Origin of the sequence: Mucilaginibacter sp. McL0603 (assembly GCF_049992945.1) — a bacterium.
GTDB lineage: Bacteria > Bacteroidota > Bacteroidia > Sphingobacteriales > Sphingobacteriaceae > Mucilaginibacter.
On the sequence record NZ_CP188251.1, the window covers coordinates 2,481,926 to 2,505,843 of the forward strand.

A 23,918-nucleotide genomic window follows, 5' to 3' on the forward strand; every position below is an offset into this window, starting at 1 on the left:
ACAATCAACTACTTGTAAAATAAAATATACATAACATTGTAAACATGATAAATTACCGGGATCGAATTTATCCGATGCTTTATCCCTTTCAGAAGTTTCTATAGGGTTAAAAGAAACAAATTTCCAAAAACAAAAGGTATTGGGTCGAACCCCCGTATCATACAGAAGTATCTATGCTAATCGGTATTAAAATATTAGCTAAATCCCCTGAAAGGGGAGCTCAGCTATAATTTATATATCAGTAATTGTATTTTTTGAATGTTTTTCATGATACAAAGATCAACATCCAATATCCGGCAAGGTTTCCTGTACGGCTCAAATTAATTGTGCGGGCGGCTCACCAAATCTTTACCCTTTGATCTTCGGGTTTGTAATTTTTATCGCCTGGTTGCACATTAAATGCTTTATAAAAAGGTTCAAAATTCATCAATGGGCCGTTTACCCGCCATATCGCCGGCGAATGCGGATTGGTGTTCACATAGGTACGCAGGAACGCATCTCTTGTTTTCACCCTCCAGATCCTGGCCACCGACAGAAAGAAACGCTGGTCTGGAGTAAAGCCGTCGATTTTTTCAGAACTCTTGCCTTGCTGAGTCATCTTGAATGCATCGTAAGCGATCGCAACACCACCGTTATCGGCGGTATTTTCACCCAATGTCAAAGAGCCTTTAACATGCACCGTATCCAAAACGGTAAATGAGCTATATAAAGCGGCCAGTTGTCCGGTTCTCGTTCTGAATCTTTGAAAATCTTCTTTTGTCCACCAGTTTTTAACGTTCCCGTCTTTGTCGAACCGGGCGCCCTGGTCATCAAAGGCATGGGTCATCTCATGACCGATGACCATCCCGATGCCGCCATAGATAATGGCATCGTCCGCCGCAAAATCAAAATAAGGATACTGCAAAATACCCGCCGGAAAAACAATTTTGTTAACAGACGGATTATAATAGGCCGTAACCGTAGCCGGGTCTAAACCCCATTGTGTTTTATCAACGGGTTTGTTCAATTGCTCCAACTGGAACTCGTAATCGTTTTGGCTGAGCGCAATGATATTCTCAAAGTATGCTGTTCTTTTAATTTCCACTTTAGAATAATCCCGCCATTTATCCGGGTAACCTATATTTTTAGTGATCGCATATAGTTTTTCCCTGGCCTTTTGTTTGGTACTGTCAGACATCCAGTTCAGTTGATTGATCCTGTTTTCGAATGATTTCTGGAGGTTGTTGACCAGGGTCAGCACACGTTTTTTTGCATCTTCATTGAAATACCGTTTGACATAGAGTTGCCCTAAAGCCTCTCCCAGGAAATTGTCAACTTGTTCGGTCATGATCTGTCTGCGCGGCTTTTGGGTGGCTTGCCCGGATAAGGCCTTATTGAACTCAAACGAAGCATCAACAAAAGATTGGCTGAGCGTTTCTGCATAATTCTCCAGCGTGATGGCCTTTATATAAATTTTCCATTGATCGAGCGGGATTGTTTTTAACAGCGTGTCTAACTTATTATAATAAGCGGGTTGTGCCATATCAATAGAGTCGGCTGATGCGCCTAAACCAGCGAGCAACGTCCCCCAGGCTAAATTCGGTTGCGTTTTGCCGAGCGGGATAACCGGCAGTTTATGGTAATTGGCATCAACATCTCTGAGTTCAATATTCGTTTTATGAGCTGCTGCAAGCGTTTTTTCAATGCTATAAGCTGTCGCTGCATCCCTGGTAGCTTCGGCACCGCTGCTGCCGGTTAGTTGAAATAAGGTGCGGATATATTGCTGGTAGGCTTGTTGGACATGGAGGGTAGCTGAATCTGTTTTGAAATAGTAATCCCGGTCCGGTAAGCCAATGCCTGCCTGGTATACATGAGCGATATTGACCGCGCTGTTTTTGTTATCAGGGCCAACACCAAAGCTGATGATGGAGCGGTTTCCCGATTTGAGTTCAGTTGCCACAAACCCAAGCAGCGATGCCGTACTGTTGATCGCATTAATACGCTCCAGTATGGGTTTTACGGGCTGGTAGCCACGTTTATTAATCGTTGCCAGATCCATACCGGATTCATAGAAGTCGCCCACCTGCTGCTCAATGCTATGCATGGTATTCTTAGCCTTTGAAACACTATCCAGGATATTTTGCAATAACTTTTTTTGCGGGATATTCATAAATGAGTAAGAACCCACACCCGATTGATCGCTGGCGATTTTAACGGCGTCGTACCAGCGTCCGTTCACATAACGGAAAAAATCATCACCGGGTTTAATTTGGGGGTCCAACCCGGCGACATCAACAAAGCTCTTTTTTTGCGCATCCGAATAGCTGCCAATGGTGAAAAGTGCAACCGTTAGACAAATGACTAATATTTTATTCATAATTAAAGATTTGGTTAAAGGTATAATTTGCGGCCCACCAGGGCAATTCCTTTTTAAGGATTTTACTAAATCCTCCATTAAACGTGTAAAAACGTTTCTAGTCATTTAAAATACCGATTTCCCCGATTCGATATGTCACTTTTGTTTCGGAGCAGCGCGATGTATTCCACCGCTTCGATGCACTTTGACATTTTGAAATGGCGATGGTGACATTTGATTACCCGCGATCAAAAAAAACCAAGGCGTGTGGTCCGCGCCGTCCCCCAACCTGACCCTGCTACCGCCAACCTAATGCAGGGGCAACGTGCTCCAAAATAACAGAGAGCACATGGATATTGTAGTCGACGCCCAGGGTGTTGGGTATGGTCAGCAGCAGCGTATCCGCCTCGCGGATCGCCTCATCCTGCGCCAGCTCCCTGACCAAAGCTTCAGGCTCAGCCGCATAAGTCCTGCCGAAAACCGCCCGCTTATCCGCCTCGATATAACCAAAACTATCAGACCCCTTGCCTTGCTGCCCAAAATAAGCCCTGTCCCGGTCGCTGACCAGCGCAAAAATCGAACGGCTTACTGAAACGCGCGGTTCGCGCAGGTGCCCGGCTTTTTTCCAGGCTTCTTTATACAGCCTGATCTGTTTGGCTTGCTGGATATGGAGCGGTTCGCCGCTTTCATCAAATTTTAAAGTAGAACTTTGCAGATGCATCCCTTGCTCCGCTGCCCAGACAGCAGTCGCATTGGAAGCCGCGCCCCACCAGATCCGTTCCCGGAGTCCTTCCGAATGCGGCTCCAGCCGTAACAGGCCCGGCGGATTAGGAAACATCGGGTAGGGGTTGGGCTCCGCAAAACCGTCACCTTTCAATCTTTCCAAAAATTCCAGAGCCTTTCGGCGTCCCATATCGGCATCGGTCTCCCCCGCTGCGGGTTCATAACCGAAATAATGCCAGCCCTCGATCACCTGCTCCGGCGAACCCCGGCTGATGCCTAACTGCAAACGCCCCCCGGCGATCAAATCCGCTGCGCCGGCATTTTCAACCATATACAGTGGATTCTCATAGCGCATATCGATGACACCGGTTCCGATCTCTATTTTGCTGGTTCTGGCGCCGATGGCCGAAAGCAATGGAAAAGGCGAGGCCAATTGGCGTGCAAAATGATGAACCCGGAAATAGGCCCCATCCAAACCGATCTGCTCGGCAGCGACAGCCAGATCAATGGACTGCAGCAGGGTGTCGCCTGCCGTTAGGGTTCGATGAGCGGGATGGTCAGACCAATGTCCGAATGATAAAAATCCTATTTTCTTCATAGATAAATGATGATTTAAGGACAAAAGTAAGCATCGTAGTCTGAAGGTGTATCCGGGCGTAGTTTTCTTTTCTTCAAGCGCCTTAAAGAAAAGTACCAAAGAAAGGGTCTAAAAATCAACTATCATTAAATAATGAGCCGTTGTTAAAAAAGCCTATTTGACAGTCCTGCCGATGACTTTTGAAGTTAAATTAAATGTTTATATTTAATTAAAATGCGGTTTGAACTGTGGCAGTCCTGATAGCATTCTTTCACTTATGTCACCGTCATTTAGGTATTACCAAATACCAATCAGGATCGTCCCCATAGATCATCAAACGGATGCAAGTGTATTTTAAATTTCAGATTTACCTCGATGTCAACAAGCCCAATTTCCAAATTTAAAATTAGGACCATCAGAAATAACTGGCTGAATAAGACAATGTCGAAGGCTGTGCTTTCTAAAAAGATCAGGGTGAGCCTGAGTATCATCGATAAATATATAAAGGAATTTATCAGTTTAGGAGAAATTTATCCCGAACAAGCTTTGAATGTTAATTTTTTCCCGCCAAAGCCCAAAAAAGTGTATCCTCCGTCACAAATCTTCGTGGAAATGAAAGCGGTGTTGCCCGCACTGATTGCAAATTTGACCGTCAATAAGGCATCTGTTCCGGCACTATTTGATTCGTATCGGGAAATATGCCCAAATGGTTATGGCTATGACACATTCAGAAAACGTTTCGCAACCTGGCATAAATCCAGTAATATCTGCTTGTTTGCACATAAGAAAGTAACTGTGATCTTAGATGAAGACAAGGCATTGCTGAATAAATGGTTAGAAGGAAACGATCTGATCGCGTGGCGGCAGGCTACCGTAATTACCGATTCTTATAACGGCGTACACGTCAAAAAAATCGCGGAGAAAGTACAGCTTTCCTATCCATCAATTCTGACTTATATAACGAAGTATAACGATGGTGGCTTAGTTAATCTAAAGCGAAAATATGGAGGAGCCAATAAGCACTGGGTTAAATCCCGTGAAGAAAAGAAAAAGAACCTGATGAAGTTAATTCATCAGTCTCCGCAACTATATGGCATCAACCGGTCGTCCTGGTGCCTCGCGGACTTATCGTTAGTCTATTACGATTTGTATGGTGTAAACGTTGCACCAACTTCCATAGCTTTGTATTTCAAACAGGAGGGCATAGCCTATAGAAAGGCTAAGGTTATTTTAACAAGCCCGGACCCTAAATTCAGGGAAAAACTGGATCATATCAAATCCATACTTTCCAATTTAGGGCCGAATGAAAGATTCTTTTCAATTGATGAATATGGTCCCTTTTCCATTAAAATGAAACCTGGCTGGTCTTATACGGAGTCAGACCATCCAAAAACTGTTAAGCAATTTCAAAAGAGTAAGGGCTGGGCGATCTGTACGGCTGCTTTGGAGCTGTCCACTAATCAGGTGACACATTTCTATTCAAGGAAAAAGGACACTGAGGAGATGATTAAGCTAATCGACCTATTAATAATTCAGTATACTTCCGACAAAAAGCTTTATATATCGTGGGATGCCGCTTCATGGCATAGTTCTAGTAAGCTCAAAGAATACCTACAGCAAATAAATGAAACGGCTGACAAAAATTTGAACATTACACCGTATGTAGAATTAAGTCCTTTACCTACCTCCGCCCAGTTTTTGAACGTAATTGAATCCGTCTTTAGTGGATTAGCGAGAGCCGTCATGCATAATAGTAATTATCAATCTGTTGATGAATGCAAAATGGCGATCACTAAATACTTTGACGAAAGAAATGCTTATTTTAAAAGATTTCCTAAGCGGGCAGGGAAAATGATTTGGAGAAGTGAGCTTGTTAAATCAGTTTTTGATGAAAGCAATAATTGCAAGGACCCATTAAACACACTTTGATAGATTTTTTTAGGAAATTCCTTTCCTAAATAAGAGAAGGTTTCCGCTGAATACTTGGGGATCAAAGCTTACCAAATCACTCTCGAACCCAGAAGTGTTGATCGTCTGAATGCTGCCGCAGTGCCTTTATCAGGGCTTGCAGCCTGGCATGGGCTATTCAAATATGGTCAACCTGAAAGGGCCGGCGAGTTTGATTTTACGACGAAATATCAATGTTTCAAATTGAGAATAAAAATGTAATTATTTTACAATCAGAGGTATCTACAACACAGGTTCCGGTTATAAAAAATATAAACAAATATCATTTCCTTATCACCAGGTGCATCATCGCAGGATCACTCAACAGCCGCTCCATCACCTCCTGAATAATCTCCTGCACATCCTGCTTGATCTGTAAATAATTCCGTTGCACAATCGCATTGTTAATATGCCGTACCTCCGGTATTTCCTGATAATCGGCGATCTCCTTATTCAGTGCCTCATGATTATTGATGATCTCACAATGAAAAGCTTTCAGGTCAATTTTACAATCGGGGTTATCTGCCACGACGCCCGCAAATTCCCCTGAACTCAACAGCGAAATCCGCGAAGCAGGCACCGCCGCCTCCAGTTGCTTAGACCGGCTGACCGAAGTGTCAGCACGGTTGATAGAAAGACTTTCCCGGTCCTGCATGATCCTGCCGATGCGCTCAGAAATATTCTTTGCCGTATCGCCGGTGCTTTGCCCGGCGATGATATTGCCCACTGAATTCATGATCACATCGGCGCGTTCTTTCCCATAGTCCTTCCGCAACTGGCTAAAATCCTGGATGCCCATGCAGGTGGATACCTTATTGCTGCGCGCTGTGGCGATCAGCACATCAATATTGCTGACATCCACCGTAGGCAGTTCGTCAAACACCAGGCTGCATTTCCGCTGGTCTTTTTTATTCACCAGCTTGATCAAACGGTTGATGTAAAGCGATATTACCGCTCCATAGATCTGTATTTTTTGCGGGTTATTACCGATACAAAGCAATTTGGGCTCCTCCGGGTTGTTGATATCCAGGGTAAAATCATTCCCGGACAAAACATAGTAGAGCTGGGGAGAGGATAGCCGCGCCAGCGTCACCTTTGCCGAGGCGATCTGTCCCTCCAGCTGCTCAATCGCATCGCGCAGGTAGGCGCTGATAAAGGGATTGATCAGCGCATCAATTTCCGGATCGGTACGCAGGGCAGTAAACAATTTATCATAGTCCAGCTGGATCATTTCAATCGCGTGCGGCACCGTGCAAAATTCCCCATCCTTATACCTGCGCAGGAACCAGATCACCGCCGTCAGCAGGTTAATCGGGCTCTCCACGAAGAAGTCGCCCTGGCGCTTATTCCACTCGCGGTTCAGGCCGATCAGGATCGTCCGTGCCGATTCCACCGCGTCCGTAATGTCCAGCATCGTTCCCGGCTCCAGCGGGTTACAGCGATTAAACAGCTTATCAAAATTAATAAAGACACATTGCGTTTTAGCAGGGTAGAGGTGCCGGTATTTCAGGAAGGTGTTATAAACGATCTTGGACAGGTCATCGAACTTGAAGTCATAGACCATCATCGCAAAGCCCTTCGAGATATGCTGCGTGATCAGGTGCCGTATCACAAAGTAAGACTTGCCCGCACCGGCGCCGCCGGTCACTAAAACCGCCCGGAAGGGATTGATCACATTCAACCAGCCCTGCCGCCATTTTCCCTTCAGCCGGTAGCGCATCGGCAGGTTCACCGAATACTCATTTTCCAGCAGTCGTTCCTCCTGCGGAAAGCTCTCGTTATCCCGGTTAAAGATATCACCCGATAACCGGTCCCGGATGATCCGTGACAGCATCGTACCACCGCTCAGAAATAGCAGATAGCCCATTCCTGTCACGCCCATATACCCCAGCGCCACCCACTTTATTTTTTCCCTCACCAGCAAAATAAAGTAGCTGGTAAGGAAAAAAAACAAGCCTGCCAGGAGATAAAGCAATGCCGTTTTGTAATGCCGCTTCTCATCCTTTTTTCCCTTAACGCCAATCAGCGCAATGCCCAGGAAACCCAAAGCGATCAGCTTGGATTTATAGAAATTACTGAACAGACCGCTCTTAACAATATTCCGCATCAACCGGTCCAACACCGGCGCCACCAGGTGCCAGCCCACAAAAGCGCCGTAGCATTCCTTATAAAAATGTATAGCCAAAACCGCAATACTGATCAGCCTGGTCATATCCAGGATCTTGCGCATCGCCTGATCGTTTTCCCCCGTCTGCATCTCATCCTCCTAAATCCTCCCCGGTAGGGAGGACTTTAAATTCACCCTCACAAAAAATCACTCAAACCGCAAAGCCAGACACCTAAGTCAATGTCATCCTTCGCCGCTTTTTTTTCTTCTTTTTTCGCTTCAATTGCCAATCCATCACCTGCGCCTGTTCCCCCGCGTCCAGAAGTGCATCCACCAAGTCCTGACCCACACTATTTACCAGTTCGCCCAAAATAGTTTGAGTATTCAATAAGGAACGCCGGCCATTCTCCGTAGCCCTCTTTTGCTCCAATTTTTCTGCCTCGCCGATGTTTCTTTTTCCCTCACCCGCCACGCCTTTTGTACAGCGTTCAAGGATAGCCCTTGCGCTGTAGGCCTTGCCCAGATCACTGCCATTGAACACCGTCTTTTTCACATGGTCGACATAAGTTAAACCGTAGATTACCCCGTCCGCATTTTGCCGGATCACCAAATCAATCCCCTCTTTTTTTAAGGCACTTTGCAAAACCCTCAAATCTATAGCGTCCTGCAGTAAAGCCAGATCAACCGCATTCCGGATACGGCTTCTAAAAGGTGCCCTTGCTTCCTCATTGGCCGCAAACTTTTCCCGGATATTTTTTAAAGTCGGACTACTAAAAAAGTCACTTGCCTTAATGGGCACGCCAACCTTATTACCCTGCGCGTCCAGTACCCGGTAAACCAAACCCTCATGCTCCCGGATGCGTGATTTTTCACTGCCTGCATCAGCCGTAATGTTATACAAACCCAGCACCGCATTTAATTCCGGCAAAGAAGTAAACCGATAGCTTTTTAATACCGAATTCAGCACACCGGCAATCGCTCTTTTCGTTTCCACCCGTCCGTATAACGCCCGCTCCACATTCACCGGTTTTGGCCGGAAAAGCTCCCGCTGCCCGGCGTCTTCCGCACGCACCAGGCCATATAATACCTCAATTTCCTTACGCGCTTTCTCCGACTGGTTCCTCCCCAGGTTATGCAGGTTAATGGCCTTCCCATCAGGCTTAATATTGGTCGTTACCAAATGGATATGCGGATGCCCCGCATCAAAATGCTGGTAAAGCAAATAAGGCTGCCCGCCAAACCCGATTTTTTCTAAATAGACCCCGGCAACCTCCTGCAACTGCTCTTTAGAAAGCTTTTCCGACGGATCAAAATTTAAAGAAATGTGAACACTGTTCACCTTCGTCCGCTGATTCAATTCCGTCAGTTTTTCTAACCGTGAAAGCTTCTGATAAAAATTCATATCAGCAGCGTCCATCGGGTAATAACCTGCCTCCAAACACTTCGCCAAACCAGCCTTAACTTTTTGCTCGTTATAGTTTAAACAGTTGCGCAAACTGCTGCTCGAATGGATCACTGCAACCATTGTTCCGATATCGAATTAACCTTCTGTTTGATCTCCTCCGCCTTTCCAAAAAATACGTCCCTGTCACTTTCAAATCCCATCAGCCAGCGTTGCATTTGCGGCAAATGATCCAGCGTATGCAGGCGGTGCACCGCCTGGTTAAAGTTCACCCCAATCGCATTCAGTTCTTTCCGCAAGAGCACTAATTCTGCCACCAGTTCATCCAATGACTGGTTGCGCGTATAGACCGTGACCGCCTTTCCAAACAATACCCTCCGGACATATTCGCTCAGCTTCCTGATCGTGCTTTTCTTCCAGTTCTTTTCCAGTACCCCGTATTCATCGCCAGTCAGCCGAAGGCCAATGATGCGTTTCCTGCCCGTTTTCTTTCCTTCCATCTCACTCTGCCAAATCACAAAAAACAACCCTATTCAAACAGGATGCCGTCTTTTCCCACCTTCCCCGACTTCGGAGGGGAAGGCCAGATTGCAGGTGTTGTTAAACAACTGTACATCTGGCCGATTGCGCACGAGGCAATCTAACCCCGGTCCGGTGAGGGAAAAAATCAATAAAGACCGCCTTCAGCATTAACCACCTGATAACAGCCGGTTCTGAGGTTTTAACCGCACTTTCTTAAATTCCCCTTTGTGAACCAGCCAGTCATTCAAATCGTTGTGCCGGCTATAAAGTCCGCTTTCATCCCGGTAGCGCGCGCCCAGTGACAAAGCATATTGCGTATATGCCCGGCCCGTTAGATCCTGGTCCAGCCAAAGCCGGACAGACTCGTGCCGCTCCAGGAAGGGTAGCGCCCGGTCAAACATTCCTGCGCCGTTGAGCACCACAAAATCAGCCGTTCCCGGTTCCACGTAAGGGTGCAAAGTCTGGTAAGAAAGAAAGTCAAAAGAACCCTCGAAAACCTCCGCTTCCCTGGCTCCAAAATCCAGCGTGGTAATCTCCTTCGGTGCGCCGCTTTGCTTGTAATTTTTGTTACGGATTTCCCATCCGCCCGCATCGTTCTGAAAGCCTATTCCATAGAAAGAGCGGCCGTTAATTTCATAGTGGACCTCGCTGCAATACTGCTCTGCCACCGCCACCGGGATAGACCTTTCGTGCAAATAGTTTTTTAACGGATAGGAGTAAAGCGGAAAGACCTCTCTGACCAACAACTTATGCTCATCATGAAGCCTGCCCTCGTGCAAAGCCGGATCATATTTCGGCAGTTCACCGTAAGAAGACCCACCCCCGAATTTCTCCAATAATTCCGGAACGGAACACCCGTAAAAACGCAGGAAAAACTCCACCGGCCCGCCGCCTGCAGCCAGTGGAAAATCGTACCATTCATTGCTGAGCCTGTTGACATGAAAACTGGCTTCACGTTCATTTCGCAAAGGCGACAGGTACCAGTAGTCCGTTCCATTCTTTTTGATTTTTGCAGGCTCGTAACCCAGTTTTTCCAGGCAGCCCGCCAGGTCGATCTCCCGGATATCGGCCAGAGATACTAATTTATTTTCCAAACCCTTCATCACTAATCCAAATAATAAACACCCGAAATTAGCGACCCCAATTGAGATACAACGATCCTCCCCATATTTTGATGAGGATCGTTTGAACCCGGCAACCTAATTTTACTACCATTATTAACCCTTTAAATTTTTTATATATGACAACGAATGTGTTGGTAACAGTCTACGAAACTTTGCTTTGTAGTCCGGGGATGAATGAGGCGGTAAAGATCGATGTCAAAATGAACCGGAAGACAGTCCTGCTCCTGAACAGCCTGATCGAAGGAAGCCTTACAAAGGAGGGAAGCGGTTCCTCCGAATTGCTCAAACTGGTTCCTGCCGAAGACGCGGATGAACTGAGGTTTTTCGCCGAAGAATGCCTTAAAAAGGCAGGCCTGAAGGAACTCAGCGAAAAAATGAAAGCGCTGAGCAGTAAATAAGCCAAAGATCGGCCAATGGCTTCTGGTGAGAAGCCATTGGTGCTTAAAAAGTCCATCTAATTATCAGCTCGTCGAAATACCGTGAAAATACGGGTTGAAACTTCGGAATTAGTTTTCTAAATTTCGAGAAAACTAACCTTTAGCCTTTTTCAAGTTAACACCTAAATTTATCATAATGACCGAAGCGCTTAATATTCACATAGAAAAATTCATTTTTCACGTAGTTCATCACGGTAACGCGGCACCAACCCTAATGGAAGAAACACCCATCGGCGCATTTGAAGGGTTTTTTGTTAACCGGATCAGGGAGATTCTGAATGGTAATCGGTTTAATTTTTCAGATGACTCAGACTTCCTTGCATCATTGAGAGTCATTGACGCCGACCCTTCGCATTTTGTATCCGAAAGCCAGGAACTTGCACGCACATTTCATAATCAAAATGACCGGCGGATAAAGCCAGGAGTAATGATTCTGATTTATGCTGATGTCGATCGCACCAAAAAATATATCTTGATTAAGTATGATCATGAGGAAGTGATCACCTATACAGAGCAAGACGGTCAGGCTATCCTCTCGGAGATATCCAACACTTTTGTCAAGAGCGGCCAGGCTCTGCAGAAATCAGCAGTGATCAATCTCGGAGACGTCGTTCCCGGCGCAGTCATTGTTGACAAATCAGAAAGGCAGGACATCACAGATTTCTTCAAGGAATTCCTCGGCGTGAAGCGTTATTATACTCAAGCCGATCTAACCGAAAAGGCAGCGAATTGCTTTATGGAAACGATCCGAGAACATCAAGCGATCCTTCCTGCTGAATTTACAAGCCAGGCGAGCAATACATTTTATGATTACGTCCAGCATACGGATAATTTTAGCCCGGATCAAACTCCGCAAGAATTATTTGGAGTTTATTTCACGCCAGAGATCGGGCGTACCTTTGCAAGAAAATTGGGCAAGGCAGATATTTCGGGTGAGGCGTTTTCTTTTGATAAGCGGGTGATCAGAAAGCCACGGAAGAAAAAGTACCGCACCCAGGAAGGGGTCATCATCCAGTATGATGCAATTGCAGCCAATACGGTTCAGATTGAGAATGAGGGCGAAAAAACAAAGATCACTATTGTTACGAATAAACTTATCGAGCAGCCATTGTGATTGATATCCAACATGTCCTTTTCCCTGACTGCACAGAAAATGCAAAAGCACTTGTGTGCGCCTCGCTGCCGGTAAATGAAGAACGTTATCAAATCCTTCGCAGTCTTCACAAATTTTTAGAAGATCGGAATATCGGTGCTGTCATCCTTATGGATGAATTCGGGACAGAAATCGATATGAATGCTAATGTCGCTTGCCCCGCCAGTCTGACCAATGGCCGTTACAGCATCCAAAAAAATGCTGCATTCCCGATTTATTTTACACAAAGAGCGTTGACGGAACATTTAGAGACAATAACAGAGGTTAGCAAGCAGTATTTTTTATTTTTTTTTAAAAAAGGATTCGTGACCAAATGGGCTATATTTTATGGTCAGGAAGAAATCGATAGCGTCGCTGGCGCAAACTCATCAACCGCAACTGAAGATATTCCAAAATTTGTAAAATCTCTAAATGTAGGTGCAAATCAATATTTGCCGTTCTCTTCGATGTTTTGGCAGGAAAATGATCGGACGAAAGCGCCCGAGTGGTGGAAAAAAATAAGCGCCGCAAAGTTATTCTGCGGCTTAGGAAAAGAGTTACGGTTTGAAGGCCACGTAGCTGAGATTACTTTTTTGGGCGAACGCCGTGTCACGCTGAATGTTTCAGTTCATTCCGATCAGTTGGTGAGCGCCTACCCAGCTGTTCAGGCAATTGCACAATGGCTTTACCAGGACGAAAGAGGAGCCGATACCCGCCACACGCTGATCAATAACCAGGTTGCTTTGTTGTCGATTGCGGATGTCGAACTTATAGAGACAAATTTAAAACCAGTTGCCGAAAAAATAATGGCCGCCGCTGAGATGGCCTATCGGTACTACCTCCGCAATTCGGATAAGGAACTCAATAAAAGCTTAACCGAACTCAATAAAACACTCTTTGAGCATACTAGTAAAATTCGTCAAAATACAATGGATCTAATCAGCGGTTTATGGCGCGATTTTACGACCGCTTTCGGCTTGCTTGTCCTGAACTTTTCCCTCAAAAAGCCAGAAGTTTCCGGTACATATTGGAACTGGCTTCTGTATGGCCTCATAGCATATTTGATCATTAATCTTACGCTAACCGGTAATCTAGGCTTTTGGTTCTATTATCGTTTAAAATCTTCAATAACGGATATGCGCGATCGTGTCTATAGTTACCTCACAAATGAAGATTTTAACCGATATGCACTCGATCCTTTAAAAACAGCTTTTAGAAAATATCGTAAGACTTTTTGGTTGATATCCGCATGTTATTTTGCAATCATTGTGCTCGTATTTGTGGCGATATTTAGAAAAGAGTTAGCCAGTGCAAATCCTGTTTTAACGGAGCATAAAGGTCAAACCAAAATAAACCCTTTAAAACAGCGTTAGCTGTACCCGGCTTACTTCTATTGCAGCAATCGCTTTCAGCGTCTTAGCAATCAAATCCTGCTTGTAATTACAAGTATCCGGATTGCCCACCTTCTCCGTCATTTTAGCTTTCATTTCAGATAAGGCCGCACTCAAAGCAGCCTCACGACTATTGAATTTTTTGCAGAACACACAAAGCGGTCCGCTGCTCCCCGCAGTTCCATAATTGCAACTCAACGCGTAAGCCCAAATGAAATCAGGACCCCTTCCAAGCCGGATATGACTTTCACACAAAGTGATTTCTTCATAATCCAGAAATTTCGGGACCTCAAACCAACCATATTTGTTAAAGGCAATTCCGGTAAACCCGAATTCCAGCGCCCGGCGGTGCTCATTGACATTCATCATGATTTGCCGGTAGCTATCGCCAAATCCGGCGAACCAGGCCAGTTTTTCAGTATCCCCGGTTTCGACAACCGTAAGAATCTCAGCCAGTATTTCACGCTCATAATGCATGAGATGATTTTCAGCGGCATAAGCGTTGATGTCGTTTATTGATTGAAGGGTTAATGCGAACTTTTCCATAACCTGATAATTAAGTTTTTATTACCCCAAAAGCGCGCGCGGCTGCCTGTCAAGGGCCCCGCGGAGCGGGGTTTATATACCCTTGACTGGCAGGCCGGAAAGCGCGCTACCTTTGTATCAAAACTTAATGAATTAGGGAAAAGAGAAACTAACCTGAAAAAAGTAAACTTCACTTTGCGACTGAAAAGGTTCTTTTGCCTAACTCCAAGGCTGCAAGCAAAGTAGCCGCTTTGGCCACTCCAATTCCGGGGAACTTACAAAAGTCTTCAGCGGTGCGGTTTAGCAACCTTGCCGGATCATTCTTAACCGATTTCATGATCTTTTTACAAAGATCGAGCACCGATAATTCCGATGACCCTGTACCTAAAAGGATTGCCAGCAATTCCGCATTGGTTAGTTTATCCGCACCCAGCGCATGCAGCTTCTCCCTCGGCCTGTCAAATTCAGGAATCGCCTTCATGCCCTTAGGGTCTTTTACTAATTCCATTTTTACTTCCGCGGGGGACAATTCACCATAAGCCAGTTGACTCAATATCATAGATAACGCCTCAACGAAAAACCCCAGATCTTCCTCCCAAAGCTGGATCGTCCGCCGGTGGTATTTATCTTCATCATACTTTTCGCTCGAAGTGATCAATAAAAAATGCGTGTCATTATTCGCCTTTTTTACATCAATAAAGTAATGCTTCCTGCCGTGACTGAAACTTTCAGTCGCCAGGTTAGGATAGGCCCCTTGTGCTGCTTCCATAATTGAACTGGTTTATACCAGCAAAACTATGGGGACAAAAAAACATTTCATTAGTTTTACACCTGATTAAACGATTATAAACGTTTCAGCCAAATCAGTTATTCACCTCATCAAGGAATAATGGACCTAAACACCGAAGAAAAACCAGTAAAAGTTTGCCTTGAATGCGGCGAACCGCTCGGCCCCGGCCGTGAAGACCGCAAATTCTGCAACGATACCTGTCGCACCGCCTTCAACAACAGGCGAAGGAAAGAACCTGTCCCCGGGGCCCCATATGAACATAACGATTCCGATTGGCGCCCGTCTTTTTATCAAAAGATCAATAGCATCATCAGCCGCAACCGGGCCATCATGGAACACCTCTGCGAAATAGATTACCGGGCCATAGAAAAACATGACCTGGAAGGGTATGGTTTTAACTTCAAATATTTCAGCAGTGAATACCATGACCCTGAACTGGGCACCTTCCGTTTCTGCTATGATCACGGATACCAATTCTTCAATGACCGGATGGTACAGATCATCAGCCGCACAGAAGAAATCCTTTGCTAATTCAGCCTGGCAGGTGAAATCAGGATCATTTTTTTATCAGAGATCACTACCCGCGCAGAAGGGGAATATTTAACCAGTAAGCCGTGAAGCCTGTTCAATTCGTCGGCTACCAATTGCTGAAAGGATAAAATATCGATGACCTGTTCCTGTTCGCCCGTATCTTCTTTAATCAGACTCAGGTACATTCGTATTGTTTGGTCATATTGCTGCTGGTAATAAGCAATTCGCTCCGTTACACAGTGTTCAAATTCTTTCCAGGCTACCGGCATGTCCATTTTTACGGAAAAGCAGGAGAGCAGGTTTCCCCCTGGTCTGATGATCGGGCATAATTATCGTATCGGAATAAACAAGCTCAACGAAATAAAACAGCAATTGCCCAAAGTTTGGCGGGGCGCCTTGAAAAGGATCACCCCGCCAAACTTTGGGCTGTTGCCTCAGCAGGCGCGGCGGGTGAACCGCAATGACGTGCGCCGGAGCGCGCAAAATGAAGGTGAACCGGCTGGAGCCTGCATATAAACCAAACACTTATCAAAAAAAGATTTGCCCGACAAGACCCTTCTTGTCCTGGGCATTGATCGAAAAGATCGTTGGTAATTGGTTTTTAAGTGGCTTTCTCATAAATTTATGGTTGAAAAAAAGCTCCCCGGTTTTTCCGGAAGTCTGGTCTATTGTTTCAGTAATTTACAATATGATCAGGACACCCCCGGAATAAAGGTATAATCAGAACCACCACAATAATAATTGTGCCGGACATCTTCAAAGGCGCGGTCGTCTGGTATGCCCGTTACCCTGACTACCCTGAAATGGACATCCACACCATAGACCCTCGTCCGGAGTTTAAATTGAAAAAGATTTAAAATATGGCAACCTCAATTTTTACCTTTGCCGGATGACCGACCAGGAACTCATCGCTTATTTTGATAAAAAAGAATTACCTCAAATCCTGCGCATTGACCGTGCTACCACCCAATATGAAGTGAAGGACGCAGTACAGCGCAATATTGAAAACATCCGGGCAAGCCCTCAGGACCACCGCTCACGACGCCGCCTGGTAAATATCATGGATGCGCTGGAAACCCCCTACAGCGGGCCGGAGATCCCACGTTTTTAGACTTAAGAAACCCATTTAGCGACCGCCCCCGTCTGCCGGGTCCTGCCCAAAAATACTGCTCAGGCTGGCATACAATTCCGGATGCTTCTGCTGCAATTGCCGCGGCTTTTCAAAAAAGTATTCCGCAGCCACCGCAAAAAATTCCGCTTCATTTGTCAGCGCATAAGGATTGATATCCGATTTACCCGCCGAGATCCGGCGCATCTCTACATGCATCAGATGCAACCAGGGCGCAGCAAAAGCAGGCGGCTGCAGGTTAGCCGGCACCCCGTCCGTTGCGCCATCGGATTTATCCAGTAAATGGACAAATTCATGAATCGCCGTATTCTCCTTACCCGCAGCCGAAGAAAACCCCCTGACCAGCGCCGCCCTCGACAGTAGCATCTGCCCGTTCATATAGCCTGAGCCCACCATCCCTAAAATATTGCGGTTACCTCCTTCAAACTGGAACTCTCCATCGAATGTATCCGGGTAAAGGATGACATTGGTCAGGTTTTTATATTTCCATTCCGGGAACCCGAAGATTGGGATCACCGCGCTGGCAGCAATCAATACCCGGTCAACATCCGTTACCTCCGTACCCACCCCTTCTATCCGCACCTCCCTGAAAAACTCCCGCACCCGCTTTTCAAACCGGTTCTTTTCATTCAGCTCCAGGAAGCGATAAAAAGGCACATGCACATCCAGCAGCTCATCATAATTAACACCCGCAATTTCAGCTGCCTTCACCACCTTCTTCCGAAAGAAAATAATGTAAACCAGCACAGCTGCCAGTAAAATAATAAACAGGTAACTCATGATTTTGGATTGATTGATTCCAGCTGCAACGCAATCGCCTGTAACAAGCCCACGCTCAGTTTTTTCTTACTTTCGTCCCTTTGCTCGGGGCTGACCAGCGCCCGGTAATTCCCCTCGTCATCTAATTCGAACTGCACCGCGATATCCTCCACCCACACCTCCACCCGTTGGATATAACCCAGCTGGTAAACGCGCACCCCGAATTCCAATTCCTCTCCCTGGTAGGAGAGAGGCAGCACTAAAAGATCGCCCATACTGCAAAGCTACTGTTTATCGCAGAGGTAAACCGGATACCTTTAAGGAACATTTTCATTAGTCAGGGCTTTTTTGTTTTCGGAATGTAACAAATTTTGTTGCCGAAAAACAGGTCATTGCTTAACCTCCGCCGGGTGGTAATCTTTCCAAAGCCACTCCAGCGCTTCGGGAAGCGTTTGCTTTTTTACTTTATAATCAACGTGCCCGGCGTTGCGGGCAAAAATAAACTGGTATGGATAGTCTTTAGCGGCGAGTGCTTTTGCCATATTTTCGTTGGCGAGCACCCAATCATGCATATTGTCGCGCATTACGTTTGGATTAAAAAGGTCCCGGTCGCCCACCTCCATCCAGATTCGCAATGGTTTCAAGGGACTTTTGGGGATCAGGTGTTCATGAAATTCCCAGGCGCCGTGCGGTGTTTCCGGGTTGTAGGGCCATTGCTGGTTGATGTAAGTACCGGAATAGGTGAGTACGCGGTGATACCATTCCGGGTGATACCAAGCCATGATCAGGGCGCATGATCCGCCCGAACTACCACCCATCGTCGCCCGGCCAGAAGGATCTTTGGTTAGTTTTACCCGGCACTTGCTTTCTACCAGCGGCAGCACTTCTTTTTCAACGAATTCCGCATAGACGCCGCTCATCGTATCGTATTCCAGGCCCCGTTCACTGCCCTGGGCGTCACCGCCGCCGTTCCCGATAGAGATGGCGATCATCGCAGGCACCTTGCCTTCGGCAATCAGGTTGTCCAATACTGTGAAAAGCAGATCGTCCGGCCCGTCGGCGCCAACTATGAACGGCGCAATGGTACCAGCGACATACTGTTTGGGAACATACACCGCCACCTGACGGGTGTAGGGGGCCGGATGGCTTGTAGTGACGATCAACTTAGCAGGGTCTGCCGGATCTGCCGTGCCAAATGTATTTGGTTCCCGGGCAATGCCGGGATAAATTTTGCTGTCCTTCGAATCTAAGGTAAAGCGGTATACCGTCCCCTGCGGTACGTTAGCGTGTTCTATAGATTGCGGGGCAGGATCATGCGTGGGGCCGATAATAAAATTCCCATTAGAGCCGGGCGAAGGACCAGTGCCATCTGGTAATTCTGTAGCAGATACATAACCAGGCGTATGCGGGTCGCGGGTTGGTGTCTGGGCCATGGCCGGGTTTATACTCCATATCATTTGAAACACAGCACCGAACACTACGGTGCGATTAATTAATTGAGTTAGTTTCATTTCTTTTGATTTAAAGAAGGTACTCCTTGTGCAGGCATTTTTAAATTTAGGATTTATAAACACCTATAGCAAATGACCATCCCAATATCTTTAAATCCGCCAGTAAGTAATTTAAAAGTTGTCTTCCCTGACGACGGCTTTTAGGTTGAGTTGAATTCAATGAGGAATGTGAGTCGATAAGAACCGTTATAAACCGATAATAACAAGGTATAATATGGCCCCAGTCTTACGCGATGTCGCTGAATAAGTTTTAAATTAATCCAGCGGTCGAGTAATCTGTTAATAGTAACATTAGAAACACCCACTTTAGTGGCCATCTCCCTGGTTTGTATGCCGGCATGCTTTAGACTGTATTAAATATTGAAACCCGTCTGCATTATACTGACTTTTTTTGTATATGGTCTCCCAGGATCAGCTGGCTCGTCTGCATTTACTTTAAGGGCGCGGGTGCATCCTTAAACTTGTTGTACTTACCCAATAGCCGCCCGATAACATAGGTTAAGGGAAAGATCACCTTCCGGACAAAGCCAGGTATTTCGAGCATCGCGTATTCACTTTTATAGCGGGTCAATAGATAAGCGCCGTCAAATTGTTCAGGTTGCCCTTTGCCTGAACGACTTTGAGCTTCATAGATCGCCGATAAAAAAAACTGTAGATTGTTTGCAGGTTTTGCCCATCCCTCTACTTGTGCCTCGTCGGTACCGCTGTTCCAAAAGCGGTGTGGCGTGCCCCTTGTAAACAGAACGCTATCACCTTCGCGTGCCAATTGCTCCGGTCCACCCAACACCTGATAACTCACCTGCCCTTTTTTTACGGTGATACATTCGTCCTGTTTAAAATGAACATGCATTGGCGGGCCGCTTTTCGGCTGCACCCAGCCATGAAGGATCAGCTTATCCCCATCAGGTTCCCGCACTAATTCTTTGAAAACTATTTTTTCACCAAGACAGTTTTCAATGGTTTCAGGAAATTGATTCATTGATTTAAATTTAGGTTTTTTGAATTTAATTTGATGGTTCTGCTTTTCCTGCAATATGGTTAAATGCCAGGAAGTCAAACACGACCGTAACGGCGCAGATCAGGCTCCTGAACCAGTTCATTGAACGCCATTGTTCCAATGCAGTTTTTATAGCTTCCAGGTTAGTGGCGATCGGCGATTTGGACATAATATCATTCCTGGGGTAGAAGTAGGCGAAGGTTAACATATCTGCGCCCACAGCGCATACGAGTGCTATGGCGCAATAAATTCTTACTCTTTTGCCCGCCCGCCAGCAGAGTATCAGCGCCAACAAACTCGCTACCTGATTCGCAGGCGAAAATATCCTGTAAAAAGTTCCGGGATTGGCCGTTTTAAAATAATCCCTCGCCGTTTGAATGGATGCCGGTATATTGGCTCCCCAATTCCTGGCATCAACCAGAGAATTATAAATGTTTACGAAAAGCAGGCCGGCTGCTAAGCTAATTGCCAATGCAAGTGTTAGTTTACGGAGTGTCATGGTTATTAGGCTTTAAGATAAATTTGATTTTAAAATAAAGATATGCTAAATTAGGACATTGCCCTAATTTATTGAAATTTATGTCAACCAAAGAAAAACTTGTCTCAAGGGCATTGGAATTGTTCAATGAAAACGGTATAGAATACGTGGGAATGCGCGAGCTGGCTGCCGACTTAAAAATGCGTGTCGGCAATGTTACCTACTATTTTCCAACCAAAGATGACCTGGTGGTTGAAATAATAAATCGCCTCCGCGATCTGAACAGCAAAACTATCGGACCTGATTGCAGCAGCATCACCGATTTTTTATCAATGTACAGGCAGATATTCAATAACCAGTACCAATACAGGTGTTTGTTATTAAGTTTTGTGCACCTGGTTTCGAAGCACTCATTATTTGGAAGCAATTACGCGGTCACCGAAGCGAAAAGAAGTGAAGCACTGCGCAGCCATATTACATCCATGATAAATAATGACTGCCTGTCAGCCTCGCTTGTCGGTGATCAAATCGAATTGATCGTTTCTCATATCACCCTTATTTCAAGGTTTTGGTTATCCGAGGCACGCCTCAGCTACATGAATTGGACACTTGAGCAAACCAAAGCTCATTACCTTAATATATTGGGTTACGTGCTGCTTCCCTACGTCACGGATAAAGGAAGAAAACAGCTTGATGATTTCAGAAAAGGGAAATAAGAACTGCCTGCGTAAACAGTCGGTATGCCATTAAGCGGTAACAAGACAGGCATCACAAAAAGAATTTATGGAGATATATTTTCATAGACTTCTGTTGGAAATAAAAGTTGTTTTGAAACTCCCATGACGACAGTCGTGCTTGGTTCCGCCATGATAGATTCGCTGACGCAAGATGTCGGCTTGAACTTCACAAAAGGGTGATGCGCTTTGTTCCAGATTCATCTGGTGGTGAGAGTTCATTCAGCAAGATAGGACGTGTGCTCCCTCCGGGTGAAGGGGAATCAGAGTATCGAATGAATAAGGAGTAACTACTGCTATGTGATGTCACGCCTCGAAGAATCCGGGCTTTTTTGTGTAGGACATCCAACTCCTGGGCTGCAAGTCGGAACAAATACCTCGTTAATTCCCTCTGAAATGAGGAGCTTTTGCAGGTATCTTCCCGCTGATCAATCTGCCACCCAATAATATTGTCCAAATTGGCAGCGGGAATACGCCAAGCAAAGATCCTATCATCAACATAATATGAAGTATAGCGTTGGTGGTGGTCATAGGGACATTTGCCAGTGACTCGTTTGAAGGAGCCGGTATCTGAAGAAGAATTGAATCAACAAGAAGTGCGTATCCAATTGGATAAAGCCCAACTAAGCCCAACCCTATTCCTACAATGATTCCAAACCACCGGACACCTCCAGGTATATCTCCTTGCTTTTGCAGACATGCGACGGTGAGCCAAATGCCGAATATGCCTTGCGGAACCATATAAAGTACATCCGCCAAGACCTTTGGAAAGTTTAGGAGTAGAAACAGGATTGTAAAAGAAAGCGCGGCGACACCGATCCTAAATTGCACCTGACTCATCCTTGTAGATTGTTGATTTGGAACATCTCGCAGCGCAAACAAAAATCTGATCATTAATAGAAATTGGATGACGACACAGCCGTCATGTATTCGAACCAAAAAAAATTCGTCGTCAGAAACACTTTTAAGATGTCCTGTCAGAAAAGTTATTAGAAATGCTGCTCCGATGATGCCAATTAACCCGCTGGCAATTGCCATCCAGCCTGCAGCACGATGAGGCTTTCCTATTGAGATAGTAGTTTCCATTTAAGTAGCGCCAAAAGATTATTCTTCAGTATAACTGTGTCCCTGTCTTTTATCGACGACCATAATACTGACAATATACAAACATTTTCAGATTTACATCAAACGTCGCCTAATAAAATTCTACAGTTTTCCTATACCTACTTTACGGGACGGATACAAATAAAAGGCCAATTCGCCCACGATTTAAATAACATCCTGTCTGAATTCATCTAAGTAACGTAAGAACAAAAATATGCTTGTGCCTAATAATAAGCGCTTTGCAAGTCCGTTGTATACTGAGATTTAAACCGTTATCAAATGATCAGGAGAATTTTCCTTTACTGCCTTTTGATTGTATTGGGCAGTTCCTGCACAAAGCAAAATATTAATAAACCCAGGCTCGACAGTTTACTAACTTCACTCCAAGGCCATAATAAGGCTATGGGCAGCCTGGCAATTTCTGTCGATGGCCAAGTTATTTATTCAAGGGCGTTCGGTTATCGTTCTATAAACGGGAATGAAAAAATAGCGCCCGACAGTCATACCAAATACAGGATCGGTTCGATAAGCAAGATGTTTACGGCTACGATGATCTTTCAATTGATTGAAGAAGGTAAGCTGAAGCTGAATGACCGGCTTGCTAACTGGTTTCCTGAGTTGCCAAATGCACAAAAGATAACCATTGGAAATATGCTCAATCACAGAAGCGGACTGTCTAATTTTACTAATGACCCTGCATATTGGCCATATTCGACCCAGCCGTGTACCGAAGCAGAAATGACGGCAATATTTGCAAAACAAAGGCCTGATTTTGAACCGGACGAAAAAGCGGAGTATAGCAATACCAACTTTGTTTTGTTAGGATATATAATCGAAAGGATTACGAAAAAAGCATATTCGGAAGAGTTAAAAGAACGCATAGTTTCAAAAATTGGGTTGAACGATACTTATTATGGCGACAAAACCAACGTTAAGAATAATGAAGCCCACTCATACGTATTTGCAGTTAAGTGGATGCAGATGGAGGAGACTGATATGTCTATACCAGGGGGCGCAGGAGCAATTATATCTACGCCAACCGATCTGACGAAATTTATCGAAGCTTTGTTTGCCGGTAAATTGATTAGCATGGATCATCTGAACTTAATGAAAACGCTGAACGATAATTACGGTATGGCCATGTTTGAGACGGATTTTGACGGGAAGAAAGGATACGGACATGACGGTGGCATCGATCTATTTAGGTCAACACTCACTTATTTTCCGGATCAGAAACTGGCCATAGCATATTGCTCAAACGGCGGTGCCTACAATTTTGATAAGGTTAAAGAAGCTGCGCTTAGTATTTATTTCAATAAGCCTTTTACCTTTCCGGAATTTAAAACAAGCTCGCTAAAACCTGAGGTTCTCGATAAGTATCTCGGGGTATATTCAACTAAGCAAACATCTTTTAAGATTACAATCACAAAATATAACAGCACCCTGATCGCACAGGGAACAGGGCAGCCACAGTTTGTGCTTGAGCCAGTAGCTCAGGATAGGTTCATCGTCAGTGAGCTTGGCGCTATATCGGATTTTGAACCTTTGAAAAATCGATTTGTACTGGAGCAGGGTGATTCTGAGATGTATTTCACCAAAGATAAATAGCAGTCGGCCAGCGCTACTCTGTGGATGGCTCGGATATTGGCTATCGACAAGGGAA

General features: G+C 45.3%; 24 protein-coding genes. 9 read left to right on the forward strand and 15 right to left on the reverse strand.

Features of this window, described 5'->3' with window-relative positions:
• Positions 1-337: 337 nt before the first annotated feature.
• Positions 338-2,356, reverse strand: coding sequence for a M13 family metallopeptidase (locus tag ACPPVU_RS11690; RefSeq protein WP_426671890.1), 2,019 nt, complete (start codon positions 2,354-2,356; stop codon positions 338-340).
• A gap of 277 nt (positions 2,357-2,633) precedes the next feature.
• On the reverse strand, positions 2,634-3,656 hold the full coding sequence (locus tag ACPPVU_RS11695) for an LLM class flavin-dependent oxidoreductase (protein WP_426671891.1): 1,023 nt from the start codon (positions 3,654-3,656) through the stop codon (positions 2,634-2,636).
• Positions 3,657-4,076: 420 nt separating this feature from the next.
• On the opposite strand from ACPPVU_RS11695, the gene ACPPVU_RS11700 reads away from it, so the two are divergent.
• Entirely contained in the window at positions 4,077-5,564 is a 1,488-nt protein-coding gene (locus ACPPVU_RS11700; RefSeq protein WP_426671892.1) for an IS630 family transposase, read from the forward strand.
• A gap of 301 nt (positions 5,565-5,865) precedes the next feature.
• Here the strand turns inward: ACPPVU_RS11700 and mobC are convergent, their stop codons facing one another.
• The 4 genes from mobC to ACPPVU_RS11720 all read right to left on the reverse strand — a co-directional run bounded on the left by mobC (position 5,866) and on the right by ACPPVU_RS11720 (position 10,716).
• Positions 5,866-7,839 (reverse strand): conjugal transfer protein MobC, encoded by a 1,974-nt coding sequence (gene mobC / locus ACPPVU_RS11705; RefSeq protein WP_426671893.1) that lies wholly within the window; start codon positions 7,837-7,839, stop codon positions 5,866-5,868.
• 82 nt (positions 7,840-7,921) lie between these two features.
• The gene (locus tag ACPPVU_RS11710; RefSeq protein WP_426671894.1) at positions 7,922-9,214 is read right to left on the reverse strand and encodes a relaxase/mobilization nuclease domain-containing protein; all 1,293 of its coding nucleotides are present in this window, start codon (positions 9,212-9,214) and stop codon (positions 7,922-7,924) included.
• Complete coding sequence (locus ACPPVU_RS11715) at positions 9,202-9,609, reverse strand: plasmid mobilization protein (RefSeq protein ID WP_426671895.1); 408 nt, start codon at positions 9,607-9,609, stop codon at positions 9,202-9,204. Before ACPPVU_RS11715 ends, ACPPVU_RS11710 begins: the two co-directional genes overlap by 13 nt.
• 171 nt (positions 9,610-9,780) lie before the next feature.
• Positions 9,781-10,716, reverse strand: a complete 936-nt coding sequence (locus ACPPVU_RS11720; protein ID WP_426672197.1) for a toprim domain-containing protein — start codon at positions 10,714-10,716, stop codon at positions 9,781-9,783.
• Positions 10,717-10,853: 137 nt separating this feature from the next.
• On the opposite strand from ACPPVU_RS11720, the gene ACPPVU_RS11725 reads away from it, so the two are divergent.
• The 3 genes from ACPPVU_RS11725 (at position 10,854) to ACPPVU_RS11735 (ending at position 13,679) form a co-directional block, all read left to right on the forward strand.
• Positions 10,854-11,135, forward strand: coding sequence for a hypothetical protein (locus ACPPVU_RS11725; protein ID WP_426671896.1), 282 nt, complete (start codon positions 10,854-10,856; stop codon positions 11,133-11,135).
• Positions 11,136-11,310: 175 nt separating this feature from the next.
• Positions 11,311-12,288, forward strand: coding sequence for a nucleoid-associated protein (locus tag ACPPVU_RS11730; RefSeq protein ID WP_426671897.1), 978 nt, complete (start codon positions 11,311-11,313; stop codon positions 12,286-12,288).
• A complete protein-coding gene (locus tag ACPPVU_RS11735; RefSeq protein ID WP_426671898.1) occupies positions 12,285-13,679 on the forward strand; it encodes a hypothetical protein in 1,395 nt (464 codons plus the stop codon). Before ACPPVU_RS11730 ends, ACPPVU_RS11735 begins: the two co-directional genes overlap by 4 nt.
• On the opposite strand, the gene ACPPVU_RS11740 is transcribed toward ACPPVU_RS11735, so the two are convergent.
• Together ACPPVU_RS11740 and ACPPVU_RS11745 are read right to left on the reverse strand one after the other, a co-directional pair.
• A complete protein-coding gene (locus ACPPVU_RS11740) occupies positions 13,665-14,243 on the reverse strand; it encodes a hypothetical protein (RefSeq protein WP_426671899.1) in 579 nt (192 codons plus the stop codon). The two genes, ACPPVU_RS11735 and ACPPVU_RS11740, sit on opposite strands and share 15 nt — an antisense overlap.
• Before the next feature lie 169 nt (positions 14,244-14,412).
• Positions 14,413-14,991 (reverse strand): UPF0758 domain-containing protein, encoded by a 579-nt coding sequence (locus ACPPVU_RS11745; RefSeq protein ID WP_426671900.1) that lies wholly within the window; start codon positions 14,989-14,991, stop codon positions 14,413-14,415.
• Positions 14,992-15,111: 120 nt separating this feature from the next.
• On the opposite strand from ACPPVU_RS11745, the gene ACPPVU_RS11750 reads away from it, so the two are divergent.
• Positions 15,112-15,543, forward strand: coding sequence for a hypothetical protein (locus ACPPVU_RS11750; RefSeq protein ID WP_426671901.1), 432 nt, complete (start codon positions 15,112-15,114; stop codon positions 15,541-15,543).
• Here the strand turns inward: ACPPVU_RS11750 and ACPPVU_RS11755 are convergent.
• Positions 15,540-15,812 carry a hypothetical protein gene (locus ACPPVU_RS11755; RefSeq protein ID WP_426671902.1) on the reverse strand — a complete coding sequence of 91 codons (273 nt, stop codon included), beginning with the start codon at positions 15,810-15,812 and terminating at the stop codon, positions 15,540-15,542. The genes ACPPVU_RS11750 and ACPPVU_RS11755 overlap by 4 nt on opposite strands.
• On the opposite strand from ACPPVU_RS11755, the gene ACPPVU_RS11760 reads away from it, so the two are divergent.
• Positions 15,811-16,059 (forward strand): hypothetical protein, encoded by a 249-nt coding sequence (locus ACPPVU_RS11760; protein WP_426671903.1) that lies wholly within the window; start codon positions 15,811-15,813, stop codon positions 16,057-16,059. The two genes, ACPPVU_RS11755 and ACPPVU_RS11760, sit on opposite strands and share 2 nt — an antisense overlap.
• Before the next feature lie 373 nt (positions 16,060-16,432).
• Positions 16,433-16,654 carry a DUF6965 family protein gene (locus ACPPVU_RS11765; RefSeq protein WP_426671904.1) on the forward strand — a complete coding sequence of 74 codons (222 nt, stop codon included), beginning with the start codon at positions 16,433-16,435 and terminating at the stop codon, positions 16,652-16,654.
• A gap of 15 nt (positions 16,655-16,669) precedes the next feature.
• Here the strand turns inward: ACPPVU_RS11765 and ACPPVU_RS11770 are convergent, their stop codons facing one another.
• The 5 genes from ACPPVU_RS11770 to ACPPVU_RS11790 form a co-directional block, all read right to left on the reverse strand.
• Positions 16,670-17,452, reverse strand: a complete 783-nt coding sequence (locus tag ACPPVU_RS11770) for a zinc-dependent peptidase (protein WP_426671905.1) — start codon at positions 17,450-17,452, stop codon at positions 16,670-16,672.
• On the reverse strand, positions 17,449-17,706 hold the full coding sequence (locus tag ACPPVU_RS11775) for a hypothetical protein (RefSeq protein ID WP_426671906.1): 258 nt from the start codon (positions 17,704-17,706) through the stop codon (positions 17,449-17,451). Before ACPPVU_RS11775 ends, ACPPVU_RS11770 begins: the two co-directional genes overlap by 4 nt.
• A 114-nt stretch (positions 17,707-17,820) precedes the next feature.
• Positions 17,821-18,942 carry an alpha/beta hydrolase gene (locus tag ACPPVU_RS11780; protein WP_426671907.1) on the reverse strand — a complete coding sequence of 374 codons (1,122 nt, stop codon included), beginning with the start codon at positions 18,940-18,942 and terminating at the stop codon, positions 17,821-17,823.
• A gap of 430 nt (positions 18,943-19,372) precedes the next feature.
• A complete protein-coding gene (locus tag ACPPVU_RS11785; RefSeq protein WP_426671908.1) occupies positions 19,373-19,921 on the reverse strand; it encodes a cupin domain-containing protein in 549 nt (182 codons plus the stop codon).
• Positions 19,922-19,946: 25 nt separating this feature from the next.
• Complete coding sequence (locus ACPPVU_RS11790; protein WP_426671909.1) at positions 19,947-20,438, reverse strand: DUF1772 domain-containing protein; 492 nt, start codon at positions 20,436-20,438, stop codon at positions 19,947-19,949.
• A gap of 80 nt (positions 20,439-20,518) precedes the next feature.
• Here ACPPVU_RS11790 and ACPPVU_RS11795 point away from each other — a divergent pair, with 80 nt between their 5' ends.
• Positions 20,519-21,133 (forward strand): TetR/AcrR family transcriptional regulator, encoded by a 615-nt coding sequence (locus tag ACPPVU_RS11795; RefSeq protein WP_426671910.1) that lies wholly within the window; start codon positions 20,519-20,521, stop codon positions 21,131-21,133.
• Positions 21,134-21,532: 399 nt separating this feature from the next.
• Here ACPPVU_RS11795 and ACPPVU_RS11800 read toward each other — a convergent pair whose 3' ends face one another.
• A complete protein-coding gene (locus ACPPVU_RS11800) occupies positions 21,533-22,237 on the reverse strand; it encodes a hypothetical protein (RefSeq protein ID WP_426671911.1) in 705 nt (234 codons plus the stop codon).
• 297 nt (positions 22,238-22,534) lie between these two features.
• On the opposite strand from ACPPVU_RS11800, the gene ACPPVU_RS11805 reads away from it, so the two are divergent.
• The gene (locus ACPPVU_RS11805) at positions 22,535-23,863 is read left to right on the forward strand and encodes a serine hydrolase domain-containing protein (protein ID WP_426671912.1); all 1,329 of its coding nucleotides are present in this window, start codon (positions 22,535-22,537) and stop codon (positions 23,861-23,863) included.
• The last annotated feature ends 55 nt before the right edge of the window (positions 23,864-23,918 follow it).